At 63.5% G+C, this 21229-nt stretch carries 20 protein-coding genes; 6 read left to right on the top strand and 14 right to left on the bottom strand.

Annotation, left to right across the window (positions count from 1 at the left end; translation table 11 throughout):
• The first annotated feature begins 23 nt into the window (after window positions 1-23).
• Window positions 24-1205: an acetyl-CoA C-acetyltransferase gene (locus B3098_RS13035; protein WP_175137022.1), complete on the top strand. Its 1182-nt coding sequence runs from the start codon at window positions 24-26 to the stop codon at window positions 1203-1205.
• A 38-nt stretch (window positions 1206-1243) separates the two neighbouring features.
• Here the strand turns inward: B3098_RS13035 and B3098_RS13030 are convergent, their stop codons facing one another.
• Complete coding sequence (locus B3098_RS13030) at window positions 1244-1405, bottom strand: hypothetical protein (protein WP_286896770.1); 162 nt, start codon at window positions 1403-1405, stop codon at window positions 1244-1246.
• Between the two features lie 30 nt (window positions 1406-1435).
• On the opposite strand from B3098_RS13030, the gene B3098_RS13025 reads away from it, so the two are divergent.
• The 3 genes from B3098_RS13025 to B3098_RS13015 all read left to right on the top strand — a co-directional run bounded on the left by B3098_RS13025 (window position 1436) and on the right by B3098_RS13015 (window position 6653).
• On the top strand, window positions 1436-3043 hold the full coding sequence (locus tag B3098_RS13025) for a carboxyl transferase domain-containing protein (protein ID WP_286896768.1): 1608 nt from the start codon (window positions 1436-1438) through the stop codon (window positions 3041-3043).
• 74 nt (window positions 3044-3117) lie between these two features.
• On the top strand, window positions 3118-5142 hold the full coding sequence (locus B3098_RS13020; protein ID WP_286896766.1) for an acetyl/propionyl/methylcrotonyl-CoA carboxylase subunit alpha: 2025 nt from the start codon (window positions 3118-3120) through the stop codon (window positions 5140-5142).
• Window positions 5143-5417: 275 nt separating this feature from the next.
• Window positions 5418-6653 (top strand): MFS transporter, encoded by a 1236-nt coding sequence (locus B3098_RS13015; RefSeq protein ID WP_286896763.1) that lies wholly within the window; start codon window positions 5418-5420, stop codon window positions 6651-6653.
• A 59-nt stretch (window positions 6654-6712) separates the two neighbouring features.
• Here the strand turns inward: B3098_RS13015 and B3098_RS13010 are convergent, their stop codons facing one another.
• The 5 genes from B3098_RS13010 to B3098_RS12990 form a co-directional block, all read right to left on the bottom strand.
• On the bottom strand, window positions 6713-6994 hold the full coding sequence (locus tag B3098_RS13010; RefSeq protein ID WP_180099801.1) for a BrnA antitoxin family protein: 282 nt from the start codon (window positions 6992-6994) through the stop codon (window positions 6713-6715).
• Window positions 6978-7298, bottom strand: coding sequence for a transcriptional regulator (locus B3098_RS13005; RefSeq protein WP_286896757.1), 321 nt, complete (start codon window positions 7296-7298; stop codon window positions 6978-6980). Before B3098_RS13005 ends, B3098_RS13010 begins: the two co-directional genes overlap by 17 nt.
• A complete protein-coding gene (locus B3098_RS13000; protein ID WP_286896754.1) occupies window positions 7282-7479 on the bottom strand; it encodes a hypothetical protein in 198 nt (65 codons plus the stop codon). Before B3098_RS13000 ends, B3098_RS13005 begins: the two co-directional genes overlap by 17 nt.
• 212 nt (window positions 7480-7691) lie before the next feature.
• Entirely contained in the window at window positions 7692-8120 is a 429-nt protein-coding gene (locus tag B3098_RS12995; RefSeq protein WP_286896752.1) for a bleomycin resistance protein, read from the bottom strand.
• A gap of 80 nt (window positions 8121-8200) precedes the next feature.
• A complete protein-coding gene (locus B3098_RS12990) occupies window positions 8201-9277 on the bottom strand; it encodes a hypothetical protein (protein ID WP_286896749.1) in 1077 nt (358 codons plus the stop codon).
• Between the two features lie 277 nt (window positions 9278-9554).
• Here B3098_RS12990 and B3098_RS12985 point away from each other — a divergent pair, with 277 nt between their 5' ends.
• On the top strand, window positions 9555-9929 hold the full coding sequence (locus B3098_RS12985; protein ID WP_286896746.1) for a glutaredoxin family protein: 375 nt from the start codon (window positions 9555-9557) through the stop codon (window positions 9927-9929).
• A gap of 69 nt (window positions 9930-9998) precedes the next feature.
• On the opposite strand, the gene B3098_RS12980 is transcribed toward B3098_RS12985, so the two are convergent.
• Together B3098_RS12980 and B3098_RS12975 are read right to left on the bottom strand one after the other, a co-directional pair.
• Window positions 9999-12203, bottom strand: a complete 2205-nt coding sequence (locus B3098_RS12980) for a TonB-dependent siderophore receptor (RefSeq protein WP_286896744.1) — start codon at window positions 12201-12203, stop codon at window positions 9999-10001.
• Window positions 12193-12624: a sigma factor gene (locus tag B3098_RS12975; protein WP_286896741.1), complete on the bottom strand. Its 432-nt coding sequence runs from the start codon at window positions 12622-12624 to the stop codon at window positions 12193-12195. Before B3098_RS12975 ends, B3098_RS12980 begins: the two co-directional genes overlap by 11 nt.
• 162 nt (window positions 12625-12786) lie before the next feature.
• Here B3098_RS12975 and B3098_RS12970 point away from each other — a divergent pair, with 162 nt between their 5' ends.
• Window positions 12787-13236, top strand: a complete 450-nt coding sequence (locus B3098_RS12970) for a hypothetical protein (protein ID WP_286896738.1) — start codon at window positions 12787-12789, stop codon at window positions 13234-13236.
• A 7-nt stretch (window positions 13237-13243) separates the two neighbouring features.
• Here the strand turns inward: B3098_RS12970 and B3098_RS12965 are convergent, their stop codons facing one another.
• The 6 genes from B3098_RS12965 to B3098_RS12940 all read right to left on the bottom strand — a co-directional run bounded on the left by B3098_RS12965 (window position 13244) and on the right by B3098_RS12940 (window position 20789).
• Window positions 13244-13609 (bottom strand): carboxymuconolactone decarboxylase family protein, encoded by a 366-nt coding sequence (locus B3098_RS12965; RefSeq protein ID WP_199778222.1) that lies wholly within the window; start codon window positions 13607-13609, stop codon window positions 13244-13246.
• Window positions 13610-13619: 10 nt separating this feature from the next.
• Window positions 13620-15248, bottom strand: a complete 1629-nt coding sequence (locus B3098_RS12960) for a GMC family oxidoreductase (protein ID WP_286896733.1) — start codon at window positions 15246-15248, stop codon at window positions 13620-13622.
• Between the two features lie 2 nt (window positions 15249-15250).
• A complete protein-coding gene (locus tag B3098_RS12955; protein WP_286896730.1) occupies window positions 15251-16942 on the bottom strand; it encodes a thiamine pyrophosphate-binding protein in 1692 nt (563 codons plus the stop codon).
• Between the two features lie 19 nt (window positions 16943-16961).
• Window positions 16962-17999 carry a tripartite tricarboxylate transporter substrate-binding protein gene (locus B3098_RS12950; RefSeq protein WP_105236864.1) on the bottom strand — a complete coding sequence of 346 codons (1038 nt, stop codon included), beginning with the start codon at window positions 17997-17999 and terminating at the stop codon, window positions 16962-16964.
• Between the two features lie 44 nt (window positions 18000-18043).
• Entirely contained in the window at window positions 18044-18697 is a 654-nt protein-coding gene (locus B3098_RS12945) for a GntR family transcriptional regulator (protein ID WP_191576220.1), read from the bottom strand.
• 121 nt (window positions 18698-18818) lie between these two features.
• A complete protein-coding gene (locus B3098_RS12940; RefSeq protein ID WP_286896727.1) occupies window positions 18819-20789 on the bottom strand; it encodes a hypothetical protein in 1971 nt (656 codons plus the stop codon).
• Between the last annotated feature and the right edge of the window lie 440 nt (window positions 20790-21229).

Below are 21229 nucleotides of genomic sequence, written 5' to 3'. Positions count from 1 at the left end.
CCCGACCCTCACAGGAGCAAGTCATGTCAGATCCCATCGTCATCGTTTCCGTCGCCCGCACGCCCATGGGCGGCATGCTGGGCAACTTGTCCGGCTTGGCCGCGCACGAGCTGGGCTCGGTCGCCATCAAGGCCGCCGTCGAACGCGCCGGCATCAAGCCCGAGCAGGTCGACGAAGTCATCATGGGCAACGTGCTGCAAGCCGGCCAAGGCCAGGCGCCCGCTCGCCAGGCCGCGCTGGGCGCCGGGCTGCCGCTGGGCGTGGCGTGCACCACCATCCACAAGGTTTGCGGCTCGGGCCTGAAGGCCGCGATGTTCGGCCATGACCTGCTGGCTTCGGGCAGCGCCGAGATCGTCGTCGCCGGCGGCCAGGAAAGCATGAGCAACGCGCCGTACCTGCTGCTCAAGGGCCGCCAGGGCTACCGCTACGGCCACAACACCGTGTACGACCACATGGCGCTGGACGGCCTGGAAGACGCGTACGACAAGGGCAAGGCCATGGGCGTCTTCGCCGAAGACTGCGCCGCCAAGTACTCGTTCACGCGCGAACAGCAGGATGCGTTCTCGCTGGAATCGCTGCGCCGCGCGCGCGCCGCTTCGGAAGACGGCAGCTTCAAGTGGGAAATCGCCCCCGTCACCGTGGCCGGCCGCAAGGGCGACACCGTGATCGACACCGACGAAGCGCCCACCAAGGCCATGCCGGAAAAGATCCCGACGCTCAAGCCCGCGTTCAAGAAGGACGGCACCGTCACCGCCGCGAACTCGTCGTCGATCTCCGACGGCGCCGCCGCCATGGTGTTGATGCGCGCGTCCACCGCCGAAAAGCTCGGCGTCAAGCCGCTGGCCCGCATCGTCGCGCACTCGCAGCACTCGCAGGAACCCAACTGGTTCACCACCGCCCCCGTCGGCGCGCTGAAGAACCTGTTCAACAAGACCGGCTGGAAGGCCGAGGACGTGGACCTGTACGAGATCAACGAAGCCTTCGCGGTGGTCGCCATGGCCGCAATGACCGACTTCAAGCTCTCGCCTGAAAAGGTCAACATCCACGGCGGCGCCACCGCGCTGGGCCACCCGATCGGCGCCTCCGGCGCACGCTTGGTGGCCACCCTGATCGGCGCCCTGCGCAAGACCGGCGGCAAGCGCGGCGTGGCCACGCTGTGCATCGGCGGCGGCGAAGCCGTCGCGATGGCCATCGAAATGGTCTAAGCAGTTGCCTGCTTGAGACACGGGCTTCGGCCCGTGTCTCAAGCAGGATTTCGCTGCGCCTTTCTGGCATTGCAACCACCGCGACGGGTCGGTCGCGGGCCATGCAGGAAAGGCGCAACGAAATCCTGATTTTCCAAATCGACAAGAATGCCCGGCCCACCGGGCAGCGAGACAACCCGCTCTTTTTCGAGCGCCTTCAAATTCCAATCAAGCAGGACGGGTGGTACCCCATGCCCATCATCGAATCCCGCATCAATCCGCGGTCGCAGGACTACATCGACAACGCCAGCGCCATGCAGGCGCAACTGGACGATCTGAACCAGCAGCTGGCGCAGACGGCCTTGGGCGGCAGCGAATCCGCCCGCGCCAAGCACACCGCGCGCGGCAAGCTCCTGCCGCGCGACCGCGTCGAAAACCTGATCGATCCGGGCACCCCGTTCCTGGAACTGTCGCCCATGGCGGCGCACGGCATGTATGACGGCGACGCGCCCGGCGCGGGCGTCATCACCGGCATCGGCCGCGTGTCCGGCACCGAGTGCGTCATCGTCTGCAACGACGCCACGGTCAAAGGCGGCACCTACTATCCGATGACCGTCAAGAAGCACCTGCGCGCGCAGGAGATCGCCGCGCAGAACAACCTGCCGTGCGTGTATCTGGTGGACTCCGGCGGCGCCAACCTGCCGCAGCAGGACGAAGTCTTTCCCGACCGCGACCACTTCGGCCGCATCTTCTACAACCAGGCGCAGATGTCGGCGCAAGGCATTGCGCAGATCGCCGTGGTGATGGGCTCTTGCACCGCCGGCGGCGCGTATGTGCCCGCCATGAGCGACGAGTCCATCATCGTGCGCAACCAGGGCACCATCTTTCTGGGCGGCCCGCCGCTGGTCAAGGCCGCCACCGGCGAAGAAGTCAGCGCCGAAGACCTGGGCGGCGGCGACGTGCACACGCGCCTGTCGGGCGTGGTCGACCACCTGGCCGCCAACGACATGCACGCGCTGCAACTGGCGCGCAATGCGGTTGCGCGCCTGAACCGCAAGAAGCCGCAGCCGCTGGCCACGATCCCCGTGCGCGAACCGCGCTTCGATCCCAGCGAACTGAACGGCATCATTCCCGCCGACACGCGCAAGCCCTACGACGTGCGCGAAGTCATCGCGCGCATCGTCGACGGCTCCGAGTTCGACGAGTTCAAGTCGCGCTTCGGCCCCACGCTGGTCACCGGTTTTGCGCACATCCACGGCATGCCCGTCGGCATCGTCGCCAACAACGGCATCCTGTTCTCCGAGTCCGCGCAGAAGGGCGCGCACTTCATCGAACTGTGCGCGCAGCGCAAGATCCCGCTGGTCTTCCTGCAGAACATCACCGGCTTCATGGTCGGCCGCAAATACGAAAACGAAGGCATCGCGCGTCACGGCGCCAAGATGGTGACGGCCGTCGCCACCGCCAACGTGCCCAAGTTCACCGTCCTGATCGGCGGATCGTTCGGCGCCGGCAACTACGGCATGTGCGGCCGCGCGTATTCGCCGCGCATGCTCTTCATGTGGCCCAACGCCCGCATCTCGGTCATGGGCGGCGAGCAGGCCGCCAGCGTGCTGGCGACGGTGAAGCGCGACGGCATTGAAGCGCGCGGCGGGCAATGGTCGGCCGATGAAGAGACGGCTTTCAAGGCCCCGATCCGCGAACAGTACGAGCGCGAAGGCCATCCGTACTACGCCACCGCAAGGTTGTGGGACGACGGCATCATCGCGCCCGCCGACACGCGCCGCGTGTTGGGACTGGCGTTGTCTGCGGCGTTGAACACGCCCATTGAAGACACCAAGTTCGGTGTTTTCCGGATGTAGGTCGCACGCATAGGCCGAACCCCACTTCTACGCGCTTCGCGCCCCCTTCCGAACACTTCAGCTTGGATAACGCAATGTTCGATACTGTGCTGATTGCCAACCGCGGCGAAATCGCCTGCCGCGTCGCCGCCACCGCCCGCCGCATGGGCCTGCGCACCGTCGCCGTCTATTCCGACGCGGACGCCAACTCGCGTCACGTCGCCGCCTGCGACCAGGCCGTGTACATCGGCGGCTCAGAGCCGCGCGCCAGCTACCTGCGCGCCGACGCCATTCTGCAGGCCGCGCGCGACACCGGCGCCGGCGCCATCCACCCCGGCTACGGCTTCCTGTCCGAGAACGAAGCCTTCGCCCAGGCCGCGCAAGACGCCGGCATCGCCTTCGTCGGCCCGCCCGCATCGGCCATCGCCGCCATGGGCAGCAAGTCCGCCGCCAAGACCCTCATGGAAAAAGCCGGCGTGCCGCTCGTGCCCGGCTACCACGGCGACAACCAGGACCCGCAGTTCCTCAAATCGCAGGCCGACGGCATCGGCTATCCCGTGCTCATCAAGGCCAGCGCGGGCGGCGGCGGCAAGGGCATGCGCATCGTTGAATCGTCCGGCGCATTTCTTGATGCACTGGCCTCGTGCCAGCGCGAAGCCGCCTCCAGCTTCGGCGACGACCGCGTGCTGATCGAACGCTATCTGCAAAAGCCGCGCCACATCGAAATCCAGGTCTTCGCCGACACGCACGGCAACTGCGTGTACCTCTTTGAGCGCGATTGCTCCGTGCAGCGCCGCCACCAGAAAGTCATCGAAGAAGCGCCCGCCCCCGGCATGACCGAAGAACGCCGCCGCGCCATGGGCGAAGCCGCCGTCGCCGCCGCGCGCGCCGTCGGCTACGTGGGCGCCGGCACGGTGGAATTCATCGCCGAGCCCGACGGCCGCTTCTACTTCATGGAAATGAACACGCGCCTGCAGGTCGAGCACCCGGTCACCGAAATGATCACCGGCCACGACCTCGTCGAATGGCAACTGCGCGTCGCCGCCGGCCAGCCGCTGCCCGCGCGCCAGGAAGACCTGCGCATCAACGGCCACGCTATCGAGGCCCGCATCTACGCCGAGAACCCCGAGAAGGGCTTCCTGCCGTCCATCGGCACGCTCGCCTACCTGGGCCTGCCGCCGCACACCGCGTTTGCCAACGGCGACATCCGCGTCGACGGCGGCGTGCGCATGGGCGACACCATCACCCCGTTCTACGACCCGATGATCGCCAAGCTCATCGTGCATGGCGCCGACCGCGACCAGGCCCGCGCCCGCATGCTGCAAGCGCTGGCGCAGACACAGGCTGTCGGTGTGCAGACCAACGTCGCCTTCCTGGCGCGGCTGATGAAGGACAGCGCCTTTGCGGCCGCTGATCTGGACACCGGCCTCATCGAGCGCCAGCGCGCCACGTTGCTGCCTGACCCGAAGCCCGCCGACGCCGACGCACTGGCCCTTGCCACCGCGGCCGTGTTGGTTCGCCAAGGACTGGCTCAACCGGGCGCGCAAGGCGCGGGCAAAGGCCCCACCGACCCGTGGGACGCGCGCGACGGCTGGCGCTTAGGCGGCCAGTATCGGCGCCAACTGCAATGGACCGACAACGGCGAAACCCGTCACGTCACCGTGGCCCGACAGGGCGGTGCGTGGACGCTGGACACCGGCGACGGCGCGCGGCCCTTCCTGTGGCGCTCGCACGCCAGCGCCAACCCCAACCTGGCCTACGGCCTGCGCATCACCCTGCAAGGCCACGAGAGCGCCGGCACCGTCGTTCTGCATGGCGACCGCGCCTACGTCTTCCGCGAAGACGGCTCGCACGTCCTGGAGCTGTATGACGCGTTGAGGCACTCGCAGGACACGCAGGGCGACCACGGCGCGGGTCTGGCCGCGCCCATGCCCGGCAAGATCATCTCGATCTCGGTCAAGGCGGGCGACAAGGTCGAAAAGGGCCAGCCGCTGCTCGTGATGGAAGCCATGAAGATGGAACACACCATTTCCGCCACCGCGGACGGGACGGTGGGGGAAGTGTTCTATGGGGTAGGCGATCAGGTGACGGAAGGCGCCGAGCTCGTCTCGATCGAGTAACGGCGATTTGAACGTACCCGACGGCTTCCGGCGGTATCGCCGGGAGCCGTTTTGTTTTGCGGCTTCATAAAAATCGCGTAACGCGCCGGCATTCAAGGTCACGTACTGGCTGCGTGCTTGGACGGCCGGCGCATCCTTCTTGCGCGTTGTGACGGATTGCCGCGCGGTTCCGATCATTTCGGCCCCGAAGATCACCTCTTGCGGTCCGCCTCGGTTTAGCTGTCCGTCAGCGCCCCTCGCCTAGAATCGGCGCTTCCCCCCGCGCCACGCCCACCATGTCCGCCGCCGACACGCCCAGTCCGCTTTCCCGTCCGCCGTTCCTGCATTTCCTCTGCGGCCGCGTCGCTGCATCGCTGGCGTTCCAGATCGTCTCCGTCGCCGTGGGCTGGCAGATCTACGCGCTGTCCGGCAGCGCGCTCGACCTGGGCCTCATCGGCCTCGCCCAGTTCCTCCCGATGGCCGCCCTGACGCTCGTCGTCGGCCACGTCGCTGACCGCTACGACCGCCGCAAGATCGTCGCCATCTGCATGGCGCTCGAAGCCCTCGCCACGCTGGTCCTCGCCATCGCCGCGCTGCATGGCGTCGGCGGCAAGACGCTCATCTACGCCACCATCATCATCATGAGCTCGGCCCGCGCCTTCGAAGCGCCGACGCTCTCCACGCTCATCCCCGCCGTCGTCCCCCGCGAGTGGCTACCCCGCGCCACCGCGCTGTCCTCATCCGGCGGCCAGATCGCGCAGATCGCCGGCCCGGCGTTGGGCGGCGTCGGCTACAGCCTCGGAGCAGGGTGGATTTACTGCGTCGCCGCCGCGTTGTATCTGACGGCCTTCATCGCCATTGCCACCCTCGTCATCGAACGCGCACCGCCGCGTAAAGAACCGACGACGTGGCGCACGCTGTTTGGCGGGATCACCTTCATCTTCCAGCGCCGGTTGCTGCTGGGCACGTTGTCGCTGGATCTCTTTGCGGTGCTGCTGGGCGGGGCGACGGCGTTGTTGCCGATCTTTGCGAAAGACATTCTCAATGCAGGTCCGTGGGCGCTTGGTGCTTTGCGTGCGGCGCCTGCGTGCGGTGCGGCGCTGATGTCGTTGACGCTGGCGCGATTGAGCCTCGGTGAAAACGTCGGCCGGCTGCTGTTCGGTTCGCTCATCGTGTTCGGCTTGGCGACCACCGTGTTCGGTCTATCGACGTCGATCCCGCTATCGATCGCCGCGCTGGTCGTTCTCGGCGCGGCCGATGCGGTCAGCGTTGTCGTGCGGTCATCGCTAGTGCAGTTGAATACGCCCGACCACATGCTGGGGCGAGTCAGCGCGGTGAACACCTTGTTTGTCGGGGCGTCGAATCAGCTTGGGGAGTTTGAGTCTGGGCTCACCGCGCAGTTGTTCGGCGCAGTGCCCGCCGTGGTGATCGGCGGGGTGGGGACGATTGCGGTCGCCGCGCTGTGGATGCGGTGGTTTCCGGAGTTGAGGCGGCTTAGGACGTTGAATGGGAATGAGGTGGCGCAGACTTGAGGCAGCGCCCATATTGACTGGACGTCGACGCTGATCGCATGCGAGTGCACGCACGCTTCTCACGTCAATCGATGCGTCTTCAACCAGTCTCTCAACGCGTTGTTGATCCGCGTCTGCCAACCCTGTCCAGTCGCCTTGAAAGCCGACAGGATCTCCTCATCAAGACGAATGGTGGTTGCCGACTTTCGCGTTGCAGCGGTACTGCCTACGGGCCGGCCACGGCGACGCACAATGTCGTCAGGCTTGTGCACGCGAGCGTATTGTCCTTGCGCAGCCTGCTTCGCGCTTCGCAGCAGAGCTGCCTCAAATTCCGCAATCTCGGGATCAGGTTTCTTGGCCATCAAAGCTCTCCTTGAGTTTGGCTAGGAACGAGACAGGAAGATTGTCGAATTTGGCTTTGGCGTACACGATCAAAAGCACCACCTCACCACGGGGCAATCTCAGGTAATAGATCACGCGAGCGCCACCGCGCTTCCCCATACCGCCGCGCGACCACCTCACCTTTCTACAGCCGCCAGAACCGGGGACAACGTCCCCCGCTTCAGGATTCTCCGCGATCCAGTCAACGAATGCCTCGCGTTCCGAATCACTCCACACCTTAGCCGCCCAAACACCAAATTCGCCCGTCTCAATAACGGTTAGCACGATTTAATTGTACTAACAATTTATTGAACAGCGCAAAGCTGGTTGAAGCGCCGCAGCCGACGTATTTGACCTTGGTTCGATACGCGCGGCATCGACCGACCACGCTATGCAGTTTTCGTCCTTCCACTTCGCTGGCCCCTCCGTTTAAACGCGGCAGTGCGAGCTGCGTGTTTTCGATCACTCAGCTTCTCGGATGAGATCAACGCTGCTCGCGAGGAGATTTATTGTGACGAAGCTGATCCGGCCGTTCCACGTGCGGAAGCTGAAATCAGACGAAGAGAAGCAAAAGCAGTCTTTTCGCCGAAAAGACAACTTCCGATTGAATGCGCGAATCTTCGGCTGATCACTTGCCGTCTCAGATGCGGAGGCGGCACCCAATAGGGGGGTTACGCCTCACAACGGGCGATTTTCAATCCAAGCCGAAAAACGCAAAAGGTAGCCATCTGGGTCTTGCACCAAGAACTGCTGCACACCAATCTCGACTGCCCCGCTTCTGTACCATCGCTCCTCCGGCTCCCGGTACAACGGCCAACCGGCATCCCGCAACGTCCTGCACAGTGCGTCGATCGACTTCACCTTGATCTCGAAATTCACGCCACGACCCAACGGTGCTTCAAGCGGTGCCGTGATCCAGCCGTCGTCGCCGCGGACCTCTTCGAGCATGAACTGTGCGTCCTCGCGGTCAAGGAAAACAAACCCCTCCTCTTCGCGTTGATAGACGACCTCGAAGCCGCACAAGTCGATCCAGAATTGCCGACTTCGCGCGAGGTCTTTAACCATCAGCTCAGGGACCATGCGTGCTCGGTACGATTTATCTTCCATCGTCTCTCCTTTTTATTCGGGCCATCGCATCGCCCTTGACTTCAGCGGGCCATGGAAGCCCCCGCCAACTGCGACCCGCGTTACTTCCAGCTTTCCTTGCTCATCTCAAACCGATTTGGCGCCCCAGCCGCCGGCTCAAAGTAATACTTAGGCTCCCGATAAACCAGCTCTTGCAACGCAGCATCCAGCTTCGGCAACTCAAAACTCGCAGCGCTACGCGCCTTCCGAAACTCCTCAATACTGGCCGGCAAGCGCTCCAGCGCCACCGACTCCAGCAAACACACCCATTCTCCAGCCAACACCCCGCACGAATCCTTGACCATGACCGGCTGGTCGTCCGGCATCTTGTACCCGTCCATCAGCACCACATCGCCCGCTTCCAGCGTGATCGTGGCCAACGGCGTGAAGAGCAGTTCCGTGTCAACGCCGGCAACGGGCAACATCTCTGCCTCGCGATTGTGGAACGCGCGCCTGGCCCCTTCCACCCAGCGGTACTCCCTGGCGGCCTCGTTGCAGCCTTCACCAATGCGCAACGTCACCTCGCACCCTGAGCCCAGTCCATCCTCGCTGGGCACAAGCGGCGTCCAGGGTCCTTCCTTCTTGAAGTCGATAGCCATCGTCTCAGTCAGCGTGGCCATGCCGAGGTTTTTCAGATAATCCATCGTTTTCGCGCGCGCCTCGGAGTCCGGCAACGCCGTCCGCGGCTGACGGTACGTAATGCGATTGAGCCGATACTCGCCAGGCCACACCGGAATCACCTGATACGCGAGCGCGCCGCGCGTCGTCTGGAACAATGGACCGGTATCCGAGACATCGAACTTGTGCTTGCCTTGGCCCACGGTCATCGCAAAGCCCTTCTCGGTCTTATGCTGCCAATGCACGAGCGCGCTGTGCTGGCGGGTAAATTGATCCCGCGTGGCCGCATCATCGAAGTTGCGCGGCGGTCCCGCATCGAAATTGACGGTCGGGATCACCACAATCGCCATGTCCTTGCGGGCCTGGTCGAACAGCTCGTCGGTGTTGGCGACGTGCCGTTTCCGCATGGCTGCCGCCTCGGCCTGTAGCGCTTCATCGCTGGGTGACTGTGCCCACGCGGCAAGCGGGGCGAACAGGGCGGACACGCATACAAGGGCAAGCACGCGGCGAGACAGCGTCATCAGTCTTCGTTCCTTTATGAGTTCGGAGGTTGAGCCTATCGGCGCCCGCCGCCCATCAGGCCGAAAAGGGCCCCGGGGCGAAGGCGCCAGGGCATGATATCGCGGTGAGCGTTCAGGAGAAGCGACGCGCCGGTCCGCGTCTTGGCCGCACTGCTGGACGCCTTCCGCCACTTGCGGGCGACGGGTCATGTGCCTCCGTCGTACCCAGGGTTCACAAGCGGCAAAGCAGTCGCACAGAGTAGACTGACACCCTCTCTCACCATTCCGAGTCCCATTCATGCTCGTCAAAGCCCTGCGTGTCGGCCTGGGTCAAATCATTGTCCTGGGCGACGCACTGACCCGTCCGCGTCCGCAGAAGCGCTCGCCGCAAGGCCAGGCCGCCGTCAACGCCGACGCGGCCGCGCTCTCGCTGTATCAATTTCTGGCCTGCCCGTTCTGCGTGAAGACGCGCCGCGCGATGCATCGGCTCAATGTGCCGGTCGCGCTGAAGGATGCCAAGAACGACCCCGAAGCGCGCGCCGCATTGCAGGCGGGCGGCGGCAAGGTGAAGGTGCCTTGCTTGCGTATCGAGGACGCCGATGGCACGCGCTGGATGTACGAGTCCAACGACATCATCGCGTACCTGGAAAAGCGGTTTGCCAACGTCGCCTGACCACGCGAAAAACAAAACGGCCTGCCGAACCATCCGACAGGCCGTTTTCAATTGCGTAAAAAAAGCGCGTCAGAACCTTCCCCGCAGCGTCAGCAGCACGCTGCGGGGCGCGCCGTAGTTGTTGCGGTTTTCCAAATAGCCCGGGTACTCGTAGTAGACCTTGTCGAACAGATTGTTCACGTTCACCGCAGCGGTCCAATGCGAGGTCAGGTCATACGCGACGCGCGCGTTCCACACGCTATACGAAGGACGCCGCACGTTTGAAATCGTGTTCGTCAGTGCGCTCTGCCAATTGACGCCCGCGCCCACGCTCAACCGATTCAAGTCACCCGGCAGACGGTACTCGCTCCACACGCGCAGCATGTGCCGAGGCGTTTCCTCGCTGAAGGTCTGGCCCTCGCGCTCGGGGTCGCTCAGATACTTGTTGCTGTTGAACGTATAGCCCGCGGCCACTTGCAGGCCCGGCGCCAGTTCGCCGCTCATTTCGGCCTCGAAGCCCTGGCTGCGCACCTTGCCCGCCGCGCGCGAGCAATAGCCGCCATTGCAGACCGGTCCGACCTCGTAATCCTGCACCGCGCGATTCTTCTGGTCGATGCGGTAGACGGCGAACGACGTGTTCAGCCTGCCGTCCATCAACTCGCCCTTGATGCCCACCTCATAGTTGGCGCCCACGATCGGCTTGAGGACGCTGCCGTCCAGCGTGGTGGCGGTTTGCGGCTCGAAGATATCCGCATAGCTGGCATAGGCCGACCACTGCGGCGTCAGCGCGTAGACCAAGCCCAGGAACGGCGTGAACTCGGCGCTGGCTTTCGCGGTGCTCACGTCGCTCCACGTTGCCGCCTGCGTCGTGTAGCGGCTTTCAAACCAGCTGAATCGCCCACCAGAGACCAGCGTCAGGTCATCCGTCAGACTGCTGCGCAACTGCGCATAAACGCCTTTCTGCACGTGCGGGTCATAGCGGGACAGCCGCTGCGAGTCCGGAAAGCTCTCGGGCTTGGGCACATGCGGATCCGGATTGAAGACATCCAGCGGCAGGTAGTTCGACGCGTACTCGATCCGATCGCTGGACTTCAGGCGCGACATGCTCACGCCCACCGTCAGGTCCTGCGCCATGCCCCACGTCGTGAAGCGCCCGTTCACATTGGCATCAAAACCAAAGTGCTCGGCGGACTTGTCGTAGTTCCAGGCATTGCGCATCGGTCCCATCAACGTCACCGGGTCCACCGCGCCCGTCGCATCCAGTGCCGACGTCAGACTGCTTTCCTTCACGTACGTGCCCGCGATGTTCAAGCGCCAGTCGCTGTTGAAGCGATGCGTCAGGTCGGCGAAGACCTGCGTCTCGTCGCGGTCCCATTGGTTCCAGTCCGCGCCCAGAAACGTTGAACGCTTCAGGTCCAGCGAACGGCCATCGCTATAGCGCGGCAGACCGCCAAAGAAGGGCGTGGCCCGCACCCGCGACACCAGCACGCCAGCGCCCACCGTCGTGCGCGGCGACACGTCGTAGTCCAGCGCAAAGTACAGGTTGGTGTTGCGTTCCTTCACCACGTCGATGAACGAACCCTTGGTGTCGTAGTCCAGCACCGCACGCGCCCGCAGACTGCCGTCGGCGTTCAGCGCGCCGCCCGCATCCAGCATGCCGCCCACGTGATCCCAAGAGCCCGCGCGCGCTTCCATCAGCACCTGCGTCTCGGCGGTGGGGCGCTTGCGCACCAGGTTGACCGATCCGCCCGGCTGGCCCGCGCCTTCCATCAGGCCTTGCGCACCCCGTAGCACTTCGACGCGATCCAGATACGCCGTGCTGCCCGTGAAACTGTTGCCCACCGCGTAGAAGCTGCGCGACAGGGGCACGCCGTCGTACTGGATGTTCGTGATCTTGAAACCACGCGAATAGAAATTGCGGCCACCGTCGGCCACTTCGCTGATCGTCACGCCCGTCGTGTTCTCCAGCACCTCGCTGATGGTCGACAGATTCTGGTCGTCCATGCGCCGGCGCGTGATCACCGTGACGGACTGCGGAATGTCCTTGACCGCCTCTTCCGTCTTGCCGATGGTCGCCGCCCGGGCCGCATAGGAGTTCGTGTTCTCGGTGGTCGCATTGAAGACGCCCGTCACCAACACCGGCGCCAGCGTGCTGGCCGCGGATTGCGGCTCAGCCTCGATGCGGATGCCGCCATCCACGTTCACCGCGCGATAACCCGTGCCGGACAGCAGCGCGCGCAAACCGTCCGCCACGCCATACTGGCCATTCAGGCACGCCACGCGATCAGCACTCATAGACCAGGCGATAGCCCAGCAGGAAAACCTCGCGCACCTCGGGCTTCAACCGGCCCAGCATCTGCGCGATCTGCTCCAGCGATTCCAGGATCAGCAGGCGCGATTCTTCGGACGGCCAATGCTGTTGGGGATAGGTCTGCAATACCGCAAGGTAATTGCGCTCGATTTCCTGGCGGCGCCAGTGGTCAACCAGAAGACGGTTGGCGATGGTGCGCAGATAGGCGCGCGGCTCGCGCAGGGCGGTTTCGGTCTGGGTGGAGGAATTGGCCGACAGCAGGCGGACAAACGTGTCCTGCGCCAGATCCGCCGCGCGATGCGCGTCACCAAGCTTCAGCCGCAGCCAGCCATGCAGCCAGGAGTGGTGGTCACGGTAAAGCGTCGAGATACCGGCGTCGGGACTGGCGCTGGAGTTGGCTGACATCGGACGGGCTTTGTTAATGGGAATGGTTCCCATTATAGGGGTGAAGGCGGAGCAGCCCGGATTGGATGCCTGTGAGCTTCGGGATGGGTTCTTGGCCTTGGCGGCTGTCGAACTGGCGTGAATCGGATGTTTGAGGCCTAAGATGTCGCCCAAGGAGCGAGTATGACCAACAAGATAACGACACCATCGCTGAAGCATTCCGCCCGCCGCATCGCATTAACGCTATGCGCGACCAGCCTGCTGGCCGCATGCGAACCCTCGCTGCCGCCACCGCCGGCCGGGTCGAAGCTCACCGCTGAAACCATCGCCACGCGCGAGGCGCCGGCTGAACATCAGTTCAAAGGCGTGCTCGCTGGAAAGCCCATTCATCTGCTTGCGCACAACTGCAAGGTGTATCGCGTCGATCCAGCCGAAGGGGAGAATGTGACCTGGACGCTGGTGCTGGAGGGCGATTTCTATCCCCTGCCGACGTCATGCTTGAGTCAATCACTCACGGAAAAAAAGGGCACCGTGACGGCGTTCATCGGGCGGCAGGCGCTCGGGGCAGGTGGGTGCTGCACGGGAACGCCGGAGTATCGAACGAAGGATGGCGTGACGTGGAAGCCGAACTGAAACCGGATCACTCGCCGTCAGTCGGCCATTCCTCCATCAAGATGGGCACTGCAAGGTTGCAGGAATGGATGCCCATGACGGTCGTCAACTGAATCGCTTCCAGAATTTCAGCGCGGGTCGCGCCATGCGCAATCGCATTACGCATATGCCGCCGCACACCCGGTCCATACAGGTGAGTTGTCGCGGCATTGATCGCGATCAGGATCAGCTCTTTGTACTTCTGCGGCAAGGGACCATTACGCTGCGGGACGCTTCTGAATGCCAGATAGGCCTCCATGAACTGGGGATCCAACGCCCGTAACTGGTCCCACAAGGGATTCCAATCGCCCTTGGCAATGTGCTCGTCACAAAGCGGCGTGCTGTCAGGTTTCAATGTTGTCTCCTCAATGACGTGAAGCGTCCGTGAGCATGAAATCAGCCGCCCGTTCTCCGATCATCATCGCCGCCGCATTCGTGTTGGATGAGGCAATCGTCGGCATTACTGAAATATCGGCCACGCGCAGTCCGGCGATGCCATGCACCTGCAAACGGGAATTCACAACGGATTCTTCGGGTTTGCCCATCCGGCACGTGCCGACGGTATGCCAGGCCGTTTGCCCCGACTCCTTGATGTAATCAAGCAGGCCTTCGTCCGTCTCGATCGACGAGCTTGGACGCTCCTCTGAAACGATGACTTCGCGCATGGCGGGCTGGTCCGCGACCTTGCGGATCAGTCGCAGCAGATCGACGGCGCACTGCCTGTCTTGCTCATGCTGAAGGTAGTTGGGCTGGATGGCTGGCGCGACCTTCGGGTCGGCCGACACGCAATGCACATACCCGCGAGAGCGCGGATACAGCATGAACCCGCCAATCGAGAACCCGGAGAACTTGTCGATACCGCCGACGCCTGAACGCGAGTAACGATCCTTGCCGCTGATGTGATAAATGCGGACCATCACATTGGGGTGCGGCAACTCAGGTTTGGTGCGGGTGATCGCGTGCGCCGTCGACGACGTCCCGGCCATCAACCCCTTGCGCGTCAACACATACTGCAGACCCGCCTTCATGCGATAGAACGGACTGCGCATGATGTCGTTGATGGTTTCAGGAATGGAGGTACGGTAGGTGCAACGCACCTGCAAGTGGTCGCTCATGTTCTCGCCCACGGCCGGTAGGTGCCGCACCACAGGAATTCCCAGGTCTTTCAGACGCTGTTGGTCTCCAATGCCGGAAAGCTCCAGCAGTTGGGGCGACTGGACCGCACCGGCGCTCAGCACCACTTCCACGGCTGCATTCGCGATCAGCCGTTGCCCTTCGTGCTCGTATTCGACGCCGGTGCAGCGTCCGCCCTCCACGATGACACGGCGCACGAATGCATGGGTGCGAACCGACAGATTCTTACGGTTTCGCGCCGGCTTCAGATACGCCACGGCTGACGTCTGGCGCCGACCGTTCCGCGCGTTTTGCTCGAGATATCGAACGCCTTCATACGGACCGCCGTTGTAATCCGGCGTGCGTTTGATGCCGGCTTGCAGGCATCCATCGACAAAGGCGTCCGAGATCTTGTCGGGGTCGCGAACGCCACGATCGGTGATCCACACCGGGCCGTCTTTTCCCCGCAAGGCGTTCTCGCCGTACGGATAGGTTTCCATCTTGGCGAAGTAGGGCTGGATATCCACAAAGCGCCAGTGCTCGACGCCCATATGGCTCCAGCTGTCGTACTCCGCCGGATCGCCCCAGACGTAGGCCATGCCATTGAGCGCACTGGACCCACCGAGGACGCGGCCTCGGGGCCAGTACACCTGTTGACCTGCCATGCCGGGTTGCGGCTCCGTGCGAAAAGGCCAGGCGTATTTCTCATTGGTCAGCAGCTTGCCGACACCCAACGGGATATGGATCCACATATTGGCGTCTTCGCCGCCGCCTTCCAGCAGCAATACGCGGTAGCGCCCGGAGGCAGAGAGCCGATTGGCCAGGACGCATCCCGCGGAGCCTGCGCCGACAACGACAAAATCGAACGTTTCTGCAGCCATCGCTACTTTCCAGCCCGGTTCTTGAAGGAGTCCCGGCGAAAGCTGTAGAGCGCATTCGGATCGACCTTCACATCGACCACGGCGGGCTGGCCGCAACGGATCGCTTCCTCGATGGTCTGAGCAAGACTGTTGGCCGAATCGACACGGAACCCTTTGGCGCCCCACAGTTCAGCAAGCTTGTCGAAAGGGGGGTTACGGACATCGGCGCCGATATAGCGCTCTCCGAAGAAGTCTCGCTGATAGGCCTTTTCCGCGCCCCAACACCCGTTGTTCATCACGATGCAGACGGTGTTGATGCCGTGCTCGACCGCGGTGCCGAGTTCGCTGCAGGCCATCCCAAAGCCGCCATCGCCCATCAGGCTCACCACCGTGCGAGACGGATCGCCCAGCTTGGCGCCCAAGCCGCACGCGTACGAGAAGCCCACCAGCCCAAAGTCCAGTGGCGTCAGCAGCGACGGGGTCTGCACGTATCGCAACTGATCCGTTGCCTGCAGGCAAAGCGTGCCCGCGTCCATCGTGTACAACGCATCGTCGGGCATGACCTCCCGCAAGGCGCGATACAGGAAAGCGGGTTGAATGGGATCGCTTGCGTTGCCGGCCGCCGCATCACGGGATGCGAGCAGCGCTTTTCGCTGTTCGGCGAAGGCGCGCATCCACTCCCGAGCGCCCGCCGCGGGCTGATGGCCGCTAAGCGCTGCCAGCAGGTCATTGGTAACGCAACCGGCATCGCCCAGGATGCCGACCGCAACCGGAAAGAAGCGTCCGATGGCCGTGGGTTCCACTTCTATCTGGATGATGTGCGCGTCCGGGTTCAGCGCATCGGCCTGATAGAAAGTGGAGTTGAAGCCCAGCCGCGTCCCAATGGCCAGGATGACATCGGCGCGCTTGACGAGATCCGTTGCGACAGGATTGCCGCGCGGTCCCATCTGTCCTGCATAAACGGCTTCTTCGCACGACACGGCGTCGCCGTGTCCCGGCGACATCGTCACGGGGGCATTCAGTAGTTCCGCCAATCGCACCACGTCCTTGCCATGACGGCCTGCCTTGACGCCGCCCCCCGCAATGATGACCGGACGCTGCGCCTGCCGCAGCAGATGCGCGGCCTGTTCAATCAATGCCTGCGGGCCCGTGAATGCCTGCGGCACGAACACTCGGCCACGCGCCGGAAAATCGGGCGCTTCGAACGTGTTGGCCAGCAGATCGCGCGGCAAGTTCAACAACACCGGTCCCTGACGCGGAGACAACGCCGTGCGGTGCGCTTCCCCGATCATTTCCGGGATCCGGGACGTTTGCGTCAACGTGTAGGTTCGCTTGGTCACCGGCTTGAACAGCGAGTGCTGATCCACCTCCTGGAACGCGTCCCTTTGCGCATGCGCCGACGACAGCAGGCCCGTCAGCGCGATGACCGGCGAGTACGCCGCCTGCGCCTGTGCCAAGCCTGTCACCAGATTGGTCGCGCCCGGCCCGTTCTGGCCCGCCAGGAACACGCCCGCCTTGCCCGTCATGCGCGCATAGCCATCAGCCATGTGCACACCCGTGCGCTCGTCCCGCACGCCTACAAAGCGCACGTCTTTTGCACCATGCAGGCCGTCGAATACTTCCATCCCCGCCGAGCCGATCAAACCCAAAACACATTCCGTGCCTTGCTCGCGCAGAGCTTCGACCACCGCCTGGCCGCCCGTCAAAGTCGTCATTCCGGTTCCCTCTTAAAAATCAGTTGGGGGTGTTCAAGATCTTTCCGTACTTGGAAATCTCTGATGCGATGTACGCGTCGAACTCTTGCAATGTCTTGGAGCGGGACGTCAGGCCCTGACCTTCGAGCCACTGACGAATCTCGGGATCCTTGTTGATCTCTGCAAGATGCGTGGCCAGCGTTTGCTTGACGGCGGGATCGGTCTTCGCGCTCATGATCACGCCATACCAGATGCCGTAATCAAAGCCAGGGGAGACGCTTTCATCCAGCGTTGGGACGTCAGGCGCCAATGGGGATCGCTCTTTGCCGGTGATGGCCAGGGCCTGCAACTTGCCATCGCGCACATACGGCAGCGCCTGCGCAATGCCGGGAAAGGACGTGTCGACCCGCCCGGCGACGACTTCCATCATTCCTTCATGCACCGCCTTGTACGGAATGTGTTCCAGCGGTGCGCCGGATTCGCTGCTGAAGTAGCGTCCCGCCATGTCGGTGGCCGAATTGATCCCTGCCGACCCGTAGCTGTAGGGTGCGGACCGCTTTTTGGCCTTGTCCACAAAGTCCTGTATCGATTTGAACTTCGCGTCGGGATTCACCACCATCAGGATTGGCGTGTCGGCCAATAGCGCCACGCCGGACAGATCCTTCAAGGTGTCGAAGGGCATGTCCTTGAACACAGACGGATTCACCGCATAAGACGATGAGACGAACAGCATCGTGTTCTGCTTGGGGTCTTCTGCCAGCAGCCGCTGCGTGCCGACCATGCCGCCCGCGCCCGGCCGGTTCTCGACCACGATCGGCCGCCCCAACTTCGGGGACAGCTTCTCGGCGTACTTGCGTGCAATGTTGTCGATCATCGCGCCGGCACTGAAGGGCACGATGATTTTCAGAGCGCCATTGCCGGGTACGTCTGCCCGGGCGTTGCCGAACGGCGTCATGGCCAAAGCCGCGAGCGTTAGCACGATGGCGGTGGCGTGTTTGCCTGTTTTTGTCATGTCTCCTCCCCTTGTGGACCAATAAGGAAAGGTCATTCTATAAGCACAATGTTCAAATGTCGACATTTGAGCATTTGTTTTTTCTACTGTTTGGGGGCCTCCTATAGCCCCTACTGCTCTTCGAAAGTCTTCAACGCCGCATCGCGATTCTGGATGGCCAGCCGGTAGTGCAGCTGACTGGCGGTTTCGGCGTCATGGCGAATGATGGCGCTGACCAGTTCGGTCCACGTCGCCAAAGAACGCCTGCGACGTTCTTCCGCCGTGAGCCCCATTCGTACGTAGCGCCCGATACGCAGGGCCAGATCGTCGACGTATCCCACCAGCGTCGGGTTATCGGACATTTCAGCGATCAACGCGATCAGGCGCGCGCTCTGCTCCACGTACTTGTCGGTATCCGAAACCGTAGAAGCCAGCTTTTCCAACAACGCGCTCAGTTGTTTCGCCTTGGCGTCATCGCACTGTTCCGCGGCCAGCCGGGAACACGTCGCCAGCAGCGAGGCACGAATCGCAAACAAATCGTGCAGCTCTTTGGAAGACAACTGCGTTACGCGCGCGCCTTTCTGCGGAAGGATGTTGACCATTCCCCGCATTTCAAGCAACCGCAAGGCCTCGCGGATACTGGCTCGGCTGACGCCAAAGCCTTCTGCGAGCTCGTTTTCGCGAAAGCGATGGCCCGGCCCGAAGTCGCCTTTGGCAATGGCCGAGGCCAATTGACTCGCGATCTGGAGGGGCAACGTCTTGAGCAGGCTGTGAGCGTCGAGCATCGCATGGGGAAGTTGTGAAACGACCGGATATTGTATCGTTCGACACCCGCAAAGGTCCTGCCGACGAGACAGCTGTGCTGCCAGTCCCGCCACTTTCTTTTCACAATCTTTGCCGGCGCGATCACCACCCCCGCACCTGACTCCCCACCACCGGCGTCTTCACCGGCTTGGCCAACCCAAAGAACACCACGAACCCATTCCCGCCACACCGCGTGGACAGTGCCTCGTCCGGGACTTTGGTCAGGCACACCTCGTCCATCAGATCGATATTGTTCGCGGTCCACACATTGCCCGCGGGATCCACCGCGACGCCCGTCAGAAACTGCATGCCCTTGCCCACATAGCCGGTGCCGGCAGGCGATATCGGATCGCCCGTCTTCATGCCCGGCGGGCAGGTCTCGGTCCGCACGCCGCAAAGCTGCGTCAGCGTCTTGCCAAATCCGTTCGCGATCCAGATGTGATCGTTGCCGTCCACCGTGATGCCCCACGGCCCGCTGATGCTGCCTCCGCCATCAAAAGGCGAGCCCGATGGCTGCGTGCCGTCCGGCCGGATCATGCTGACGCTGCCGCCGGGGAACTCCTCGATGATCCGCACCAGCGCAATGAACTTCTTCACCGTCGCATCGCCACCATCCGCGGACGGCATTTCGCTCTGCATCTCGCTGCGCAGCTTCAGGCGCAGCAGGTCCACCTTCTCTTCGATGCCCGGATCGCCCAGCGCATTCGCCACCCACGCGTTGCCCTGGCTGTCGATGGCAATCGCGTGCGGACTGTAGCCGACGGCCAGATGTTCGGCCTTGCCCGGATTGCCAGGTGCAAAGCGTGTGACCGTGTTGTCGTTCGCGTTGGACACCAGAATCCGCCCCTGCAGGTCGACCGCGATATGAAACGGCCCCTTCACCTGGCACGTGCCGTCCACGGGGTTGCCGTCCTGCGTGGCGCACACGATGCGCGCCCGCGACGGATCGCCCTTGGGCATGTGCACGAGCTGGCTCTTGCTGGAGTCCGCCGCCCACACGTCACCCTCGGGCGTCGTGTTGATGCCCTGCATGCCGCCCAGCTTGCCGTCCAACGTGTAGCCGGTCGATGGCGACAGCGGATTGCCATGCTTGTCGAACACCGATATCGCCTTGCCGCCGATGCTCGTCAACCAGACCTTGTCGTCCGCCGCAATCGTGAATCCCCACGCCGCGAAGTCCACGCCGCCGCCCGTATAGCCCGTGGTCATCGGTGAAATCGGCCGGCCGTTTGCCGCCAGCTCGGACAGCGTGCCGCCAATGCCGCCGTACATCGTCGATTGCGAGCCAGCCATCTGATTGTTGGCGGCCCATGCATCGCCTTCGCTATCGATGGCAATGCCGCCCAGGCCATTCAATCCGCCGCCGGCATAACGCAGCGCGAGCGTCCACGCGCCGGGCGCGAAGGCCAGGTACGGGCGAAACGGCACGTCGCGTGCACCAGTGGTCGCGTGCCGGGGGTAGAAATGATCCAGCAAGGCGAACACCTTTGCAGGCTGATTCCAGGGATACCGCGCGATGGATTGCGCTGCGGTCAGCGTATCGGCGGGCGCCGGTCCGCCCGGCGGCGTGGCCGCGTCGAACAGCATTGCGCAGGCGTCGGCCTGCGCGCGGGTAATACATCCGGTCAGCAACGCGCCCAGCGTGTTCAGCGTCGCCAGGGTTGTGGTCTGCGTGCTGTTCAAGGGATCCTGCACAACTGGCCCAAGTCCGCCGGTCTTGAGGTCAACCAGGTTCGGCACATTGCCCGCCGCGATGGTCAGGCCGAGGACATGCCCGCGCATCGCATCGCCTTGCAGGAATTGCGCGCCCGTGTACGCGGAAGCGATGGTGGTCAGTTCGTTGATGGTGACCGAATCGGGCGATGTGCGGCCCAGGGTCGCCATCAGCAGGATCGCCGGATTGTTGCCTTGCGCACCGCCCGCCTTTGGCGTGCCGCCCTTTGCGGTCAGGTAGAGGACACCGTCTTTGGCGTTTGCGGGATCGAAGTCCAGACGAAAGCCGCCATCGTCAGCCGTACTTGCCTGCGCAAGCGAACGCGGCGCGGCGTCGCCCGCCAACCAGAGCGTGACCATCGATCCTGCGATGGGCCCGCCGCCTCCATTCACCCGGCCAGATAGCGCTGTCGCTTGGGCAGCGTTCCCAAGCACCGCGAAAACTAAGGCGTACGCAAGACATGGCAGACGCATGGTCGTCTCCTCGCTAGCTGGCATGGGAAGCCGGTAACGCAGGAAGCCAGCCTACTCGCAGACGCGCGGCGGCGATTCGCCACCATTTTTGCTGGCTAGCGCGTTGAAGATTCTGGGCGCTCGCAGGATATAAGCACGGTTGCGAATGGCACGGCAAAACGCAATTGCGCTAGTGCGTTTGCACTGCACGTTTCGGCGTCGGGTCATCCGCTGGCCGAGGACGCCCGTCGCCGGATGAGCAGTGCCCGCCGCGCCGACGGTCGCCGTTGCGCGACGGAACATGCGGGCCATGACGGAGGCGCCGCATAGCGCACGCCCCGCCTCCG

The sequence above is a fragment of the Achromobacter sp. UBA2119 genome (assembly GCF_002331005.1).
Lineage (GTDB): Bacteria > Pseudomonadota > Gammaproteobacteria > Burkholderiales > Burkholderiaceae_B > Achromobacter > Achromobacter animicus.
Note: the sequence above shows the minus strand (reverse complement) of the source record. Positions and strands in the feature narration are given on the sequence as shown.

Excerpts from the sequence above, each read along its gene's own strand:
- B3098_RS13035 (WP_175137022.1), top strand. The coding sequence starts at position 24 with ATGTCAGATCCCATCGTCATCGTTTCCGTCGCCCGCACGCCCATGGGC.
- B3098_RS13025 (WP_286896768.1), top strand. The coding sequence starts at position 1,436 with ATGCCCATCATCGAATCCCGCATCAATCCGCGGTCGCAGGACTACATC.
- B3098_RS13020 (WP_286896766.1), top strand. The coding sequence starts at position 3,118 with ATGTTCGATACTGTGCTGATTGCCAACCGCGGCGAAATCGCCTGCCGC.
- B3098_RS13015 (WP_286896763.1), top strand. The coding sequence starts at position 5,418 with ATGTCCGCCGCCGACACGCCCAGTCCGCTTTCCCGTCCGCCGTTCCTG.
- B3098_RS13010 (WP_180099801.1), bottom strand. The coding sequence starts at position 6,994 with ATGGCCAAGAAACCTGATCCCGAGATTGCGGAATTTGAGGCAGCTCTG.
- B3098_RS12995 (WP_286896752.1), bottom strand. The coding sequence starts at position 8,120 with ATGGAAGATAAATCGTACCGAGCACGCATGGTCCCTGAGCTGATGGTT.
- B3098_RS12990 (WP_286896749.1), bottom strand. The coding sequence starts at position 9,277 with ATGACGCTGTCTCGCCGCGTGCTTGCCCTTGTATGCGTGTCCGCCCTG.
- B3098_RS12985 (WP_286896746.1), top strand. The coding sequence starts at position 9,555 with ATGCTCGTCAAAGCCCTGCGTGTCGGCCTGGGTCAAATCATTGTCCTG.
- B3098_RS12980 (WP_286896744.1), bottom strand. The coding sequence starts at position 12,203 with ATGAGTGCTGATCGCGTGGCGTGCCTGAATGGCCAGTATGGCGTGGCG.
- B3098_RS12975 (WP_286896741.1), bottom strand. The coding sequence starts at position 12,624 with ATGTCAGCCAACTCCAGCGCCAGTCCCGACGCCGGTATCTCGACGCTT.
- B3098_RS12970 (WP_286896738.1), top strand. The coding sequence starts at position 12,787 with ATGACCAACAAGATAACGACACCATCGCTGAAGCATTCCGCCCGCCGC.
- B3098_RS12960 (WP_286896733.1), bottom strand. The coding sequence starts at position 15,248 with ATGGCTGCAGAAACGTTCGATTTTGTCGTTGTCGGCGCAGGCTCCGCG.
- B3098_RS12955 (WP_286896730.1), bottom strand. The coding sequence starts at position 16,942 with ATGACGACTTTGACGGGCGGCCAGGCGGTGGTCGAAGCTCTGCGCGAG.
- B3098_RS12950 (WP_105236864.1), bottom strand. The coding sequence starts at position 17,999 with ATGTCGACATTTGAACATTGTGCTTATAGAATGACCTTTCCTTATTGG.
- B3098_RS12945 (WP_191576220.1), bottom strand. The coding sequence starts at position 18,697 with ATGCTCGACGCTCACAGCCTGCTCAAGACGTTGCCCCTCCAGATCGCG.
- B3098_RS12940 (WP_286896727.1), bottom strand. The coding sequence starts at position 20,789 with ATGGTCACGCTCTGGTTGGCGGGCGACGCCGCGCCGCGTTCGCTTGCG.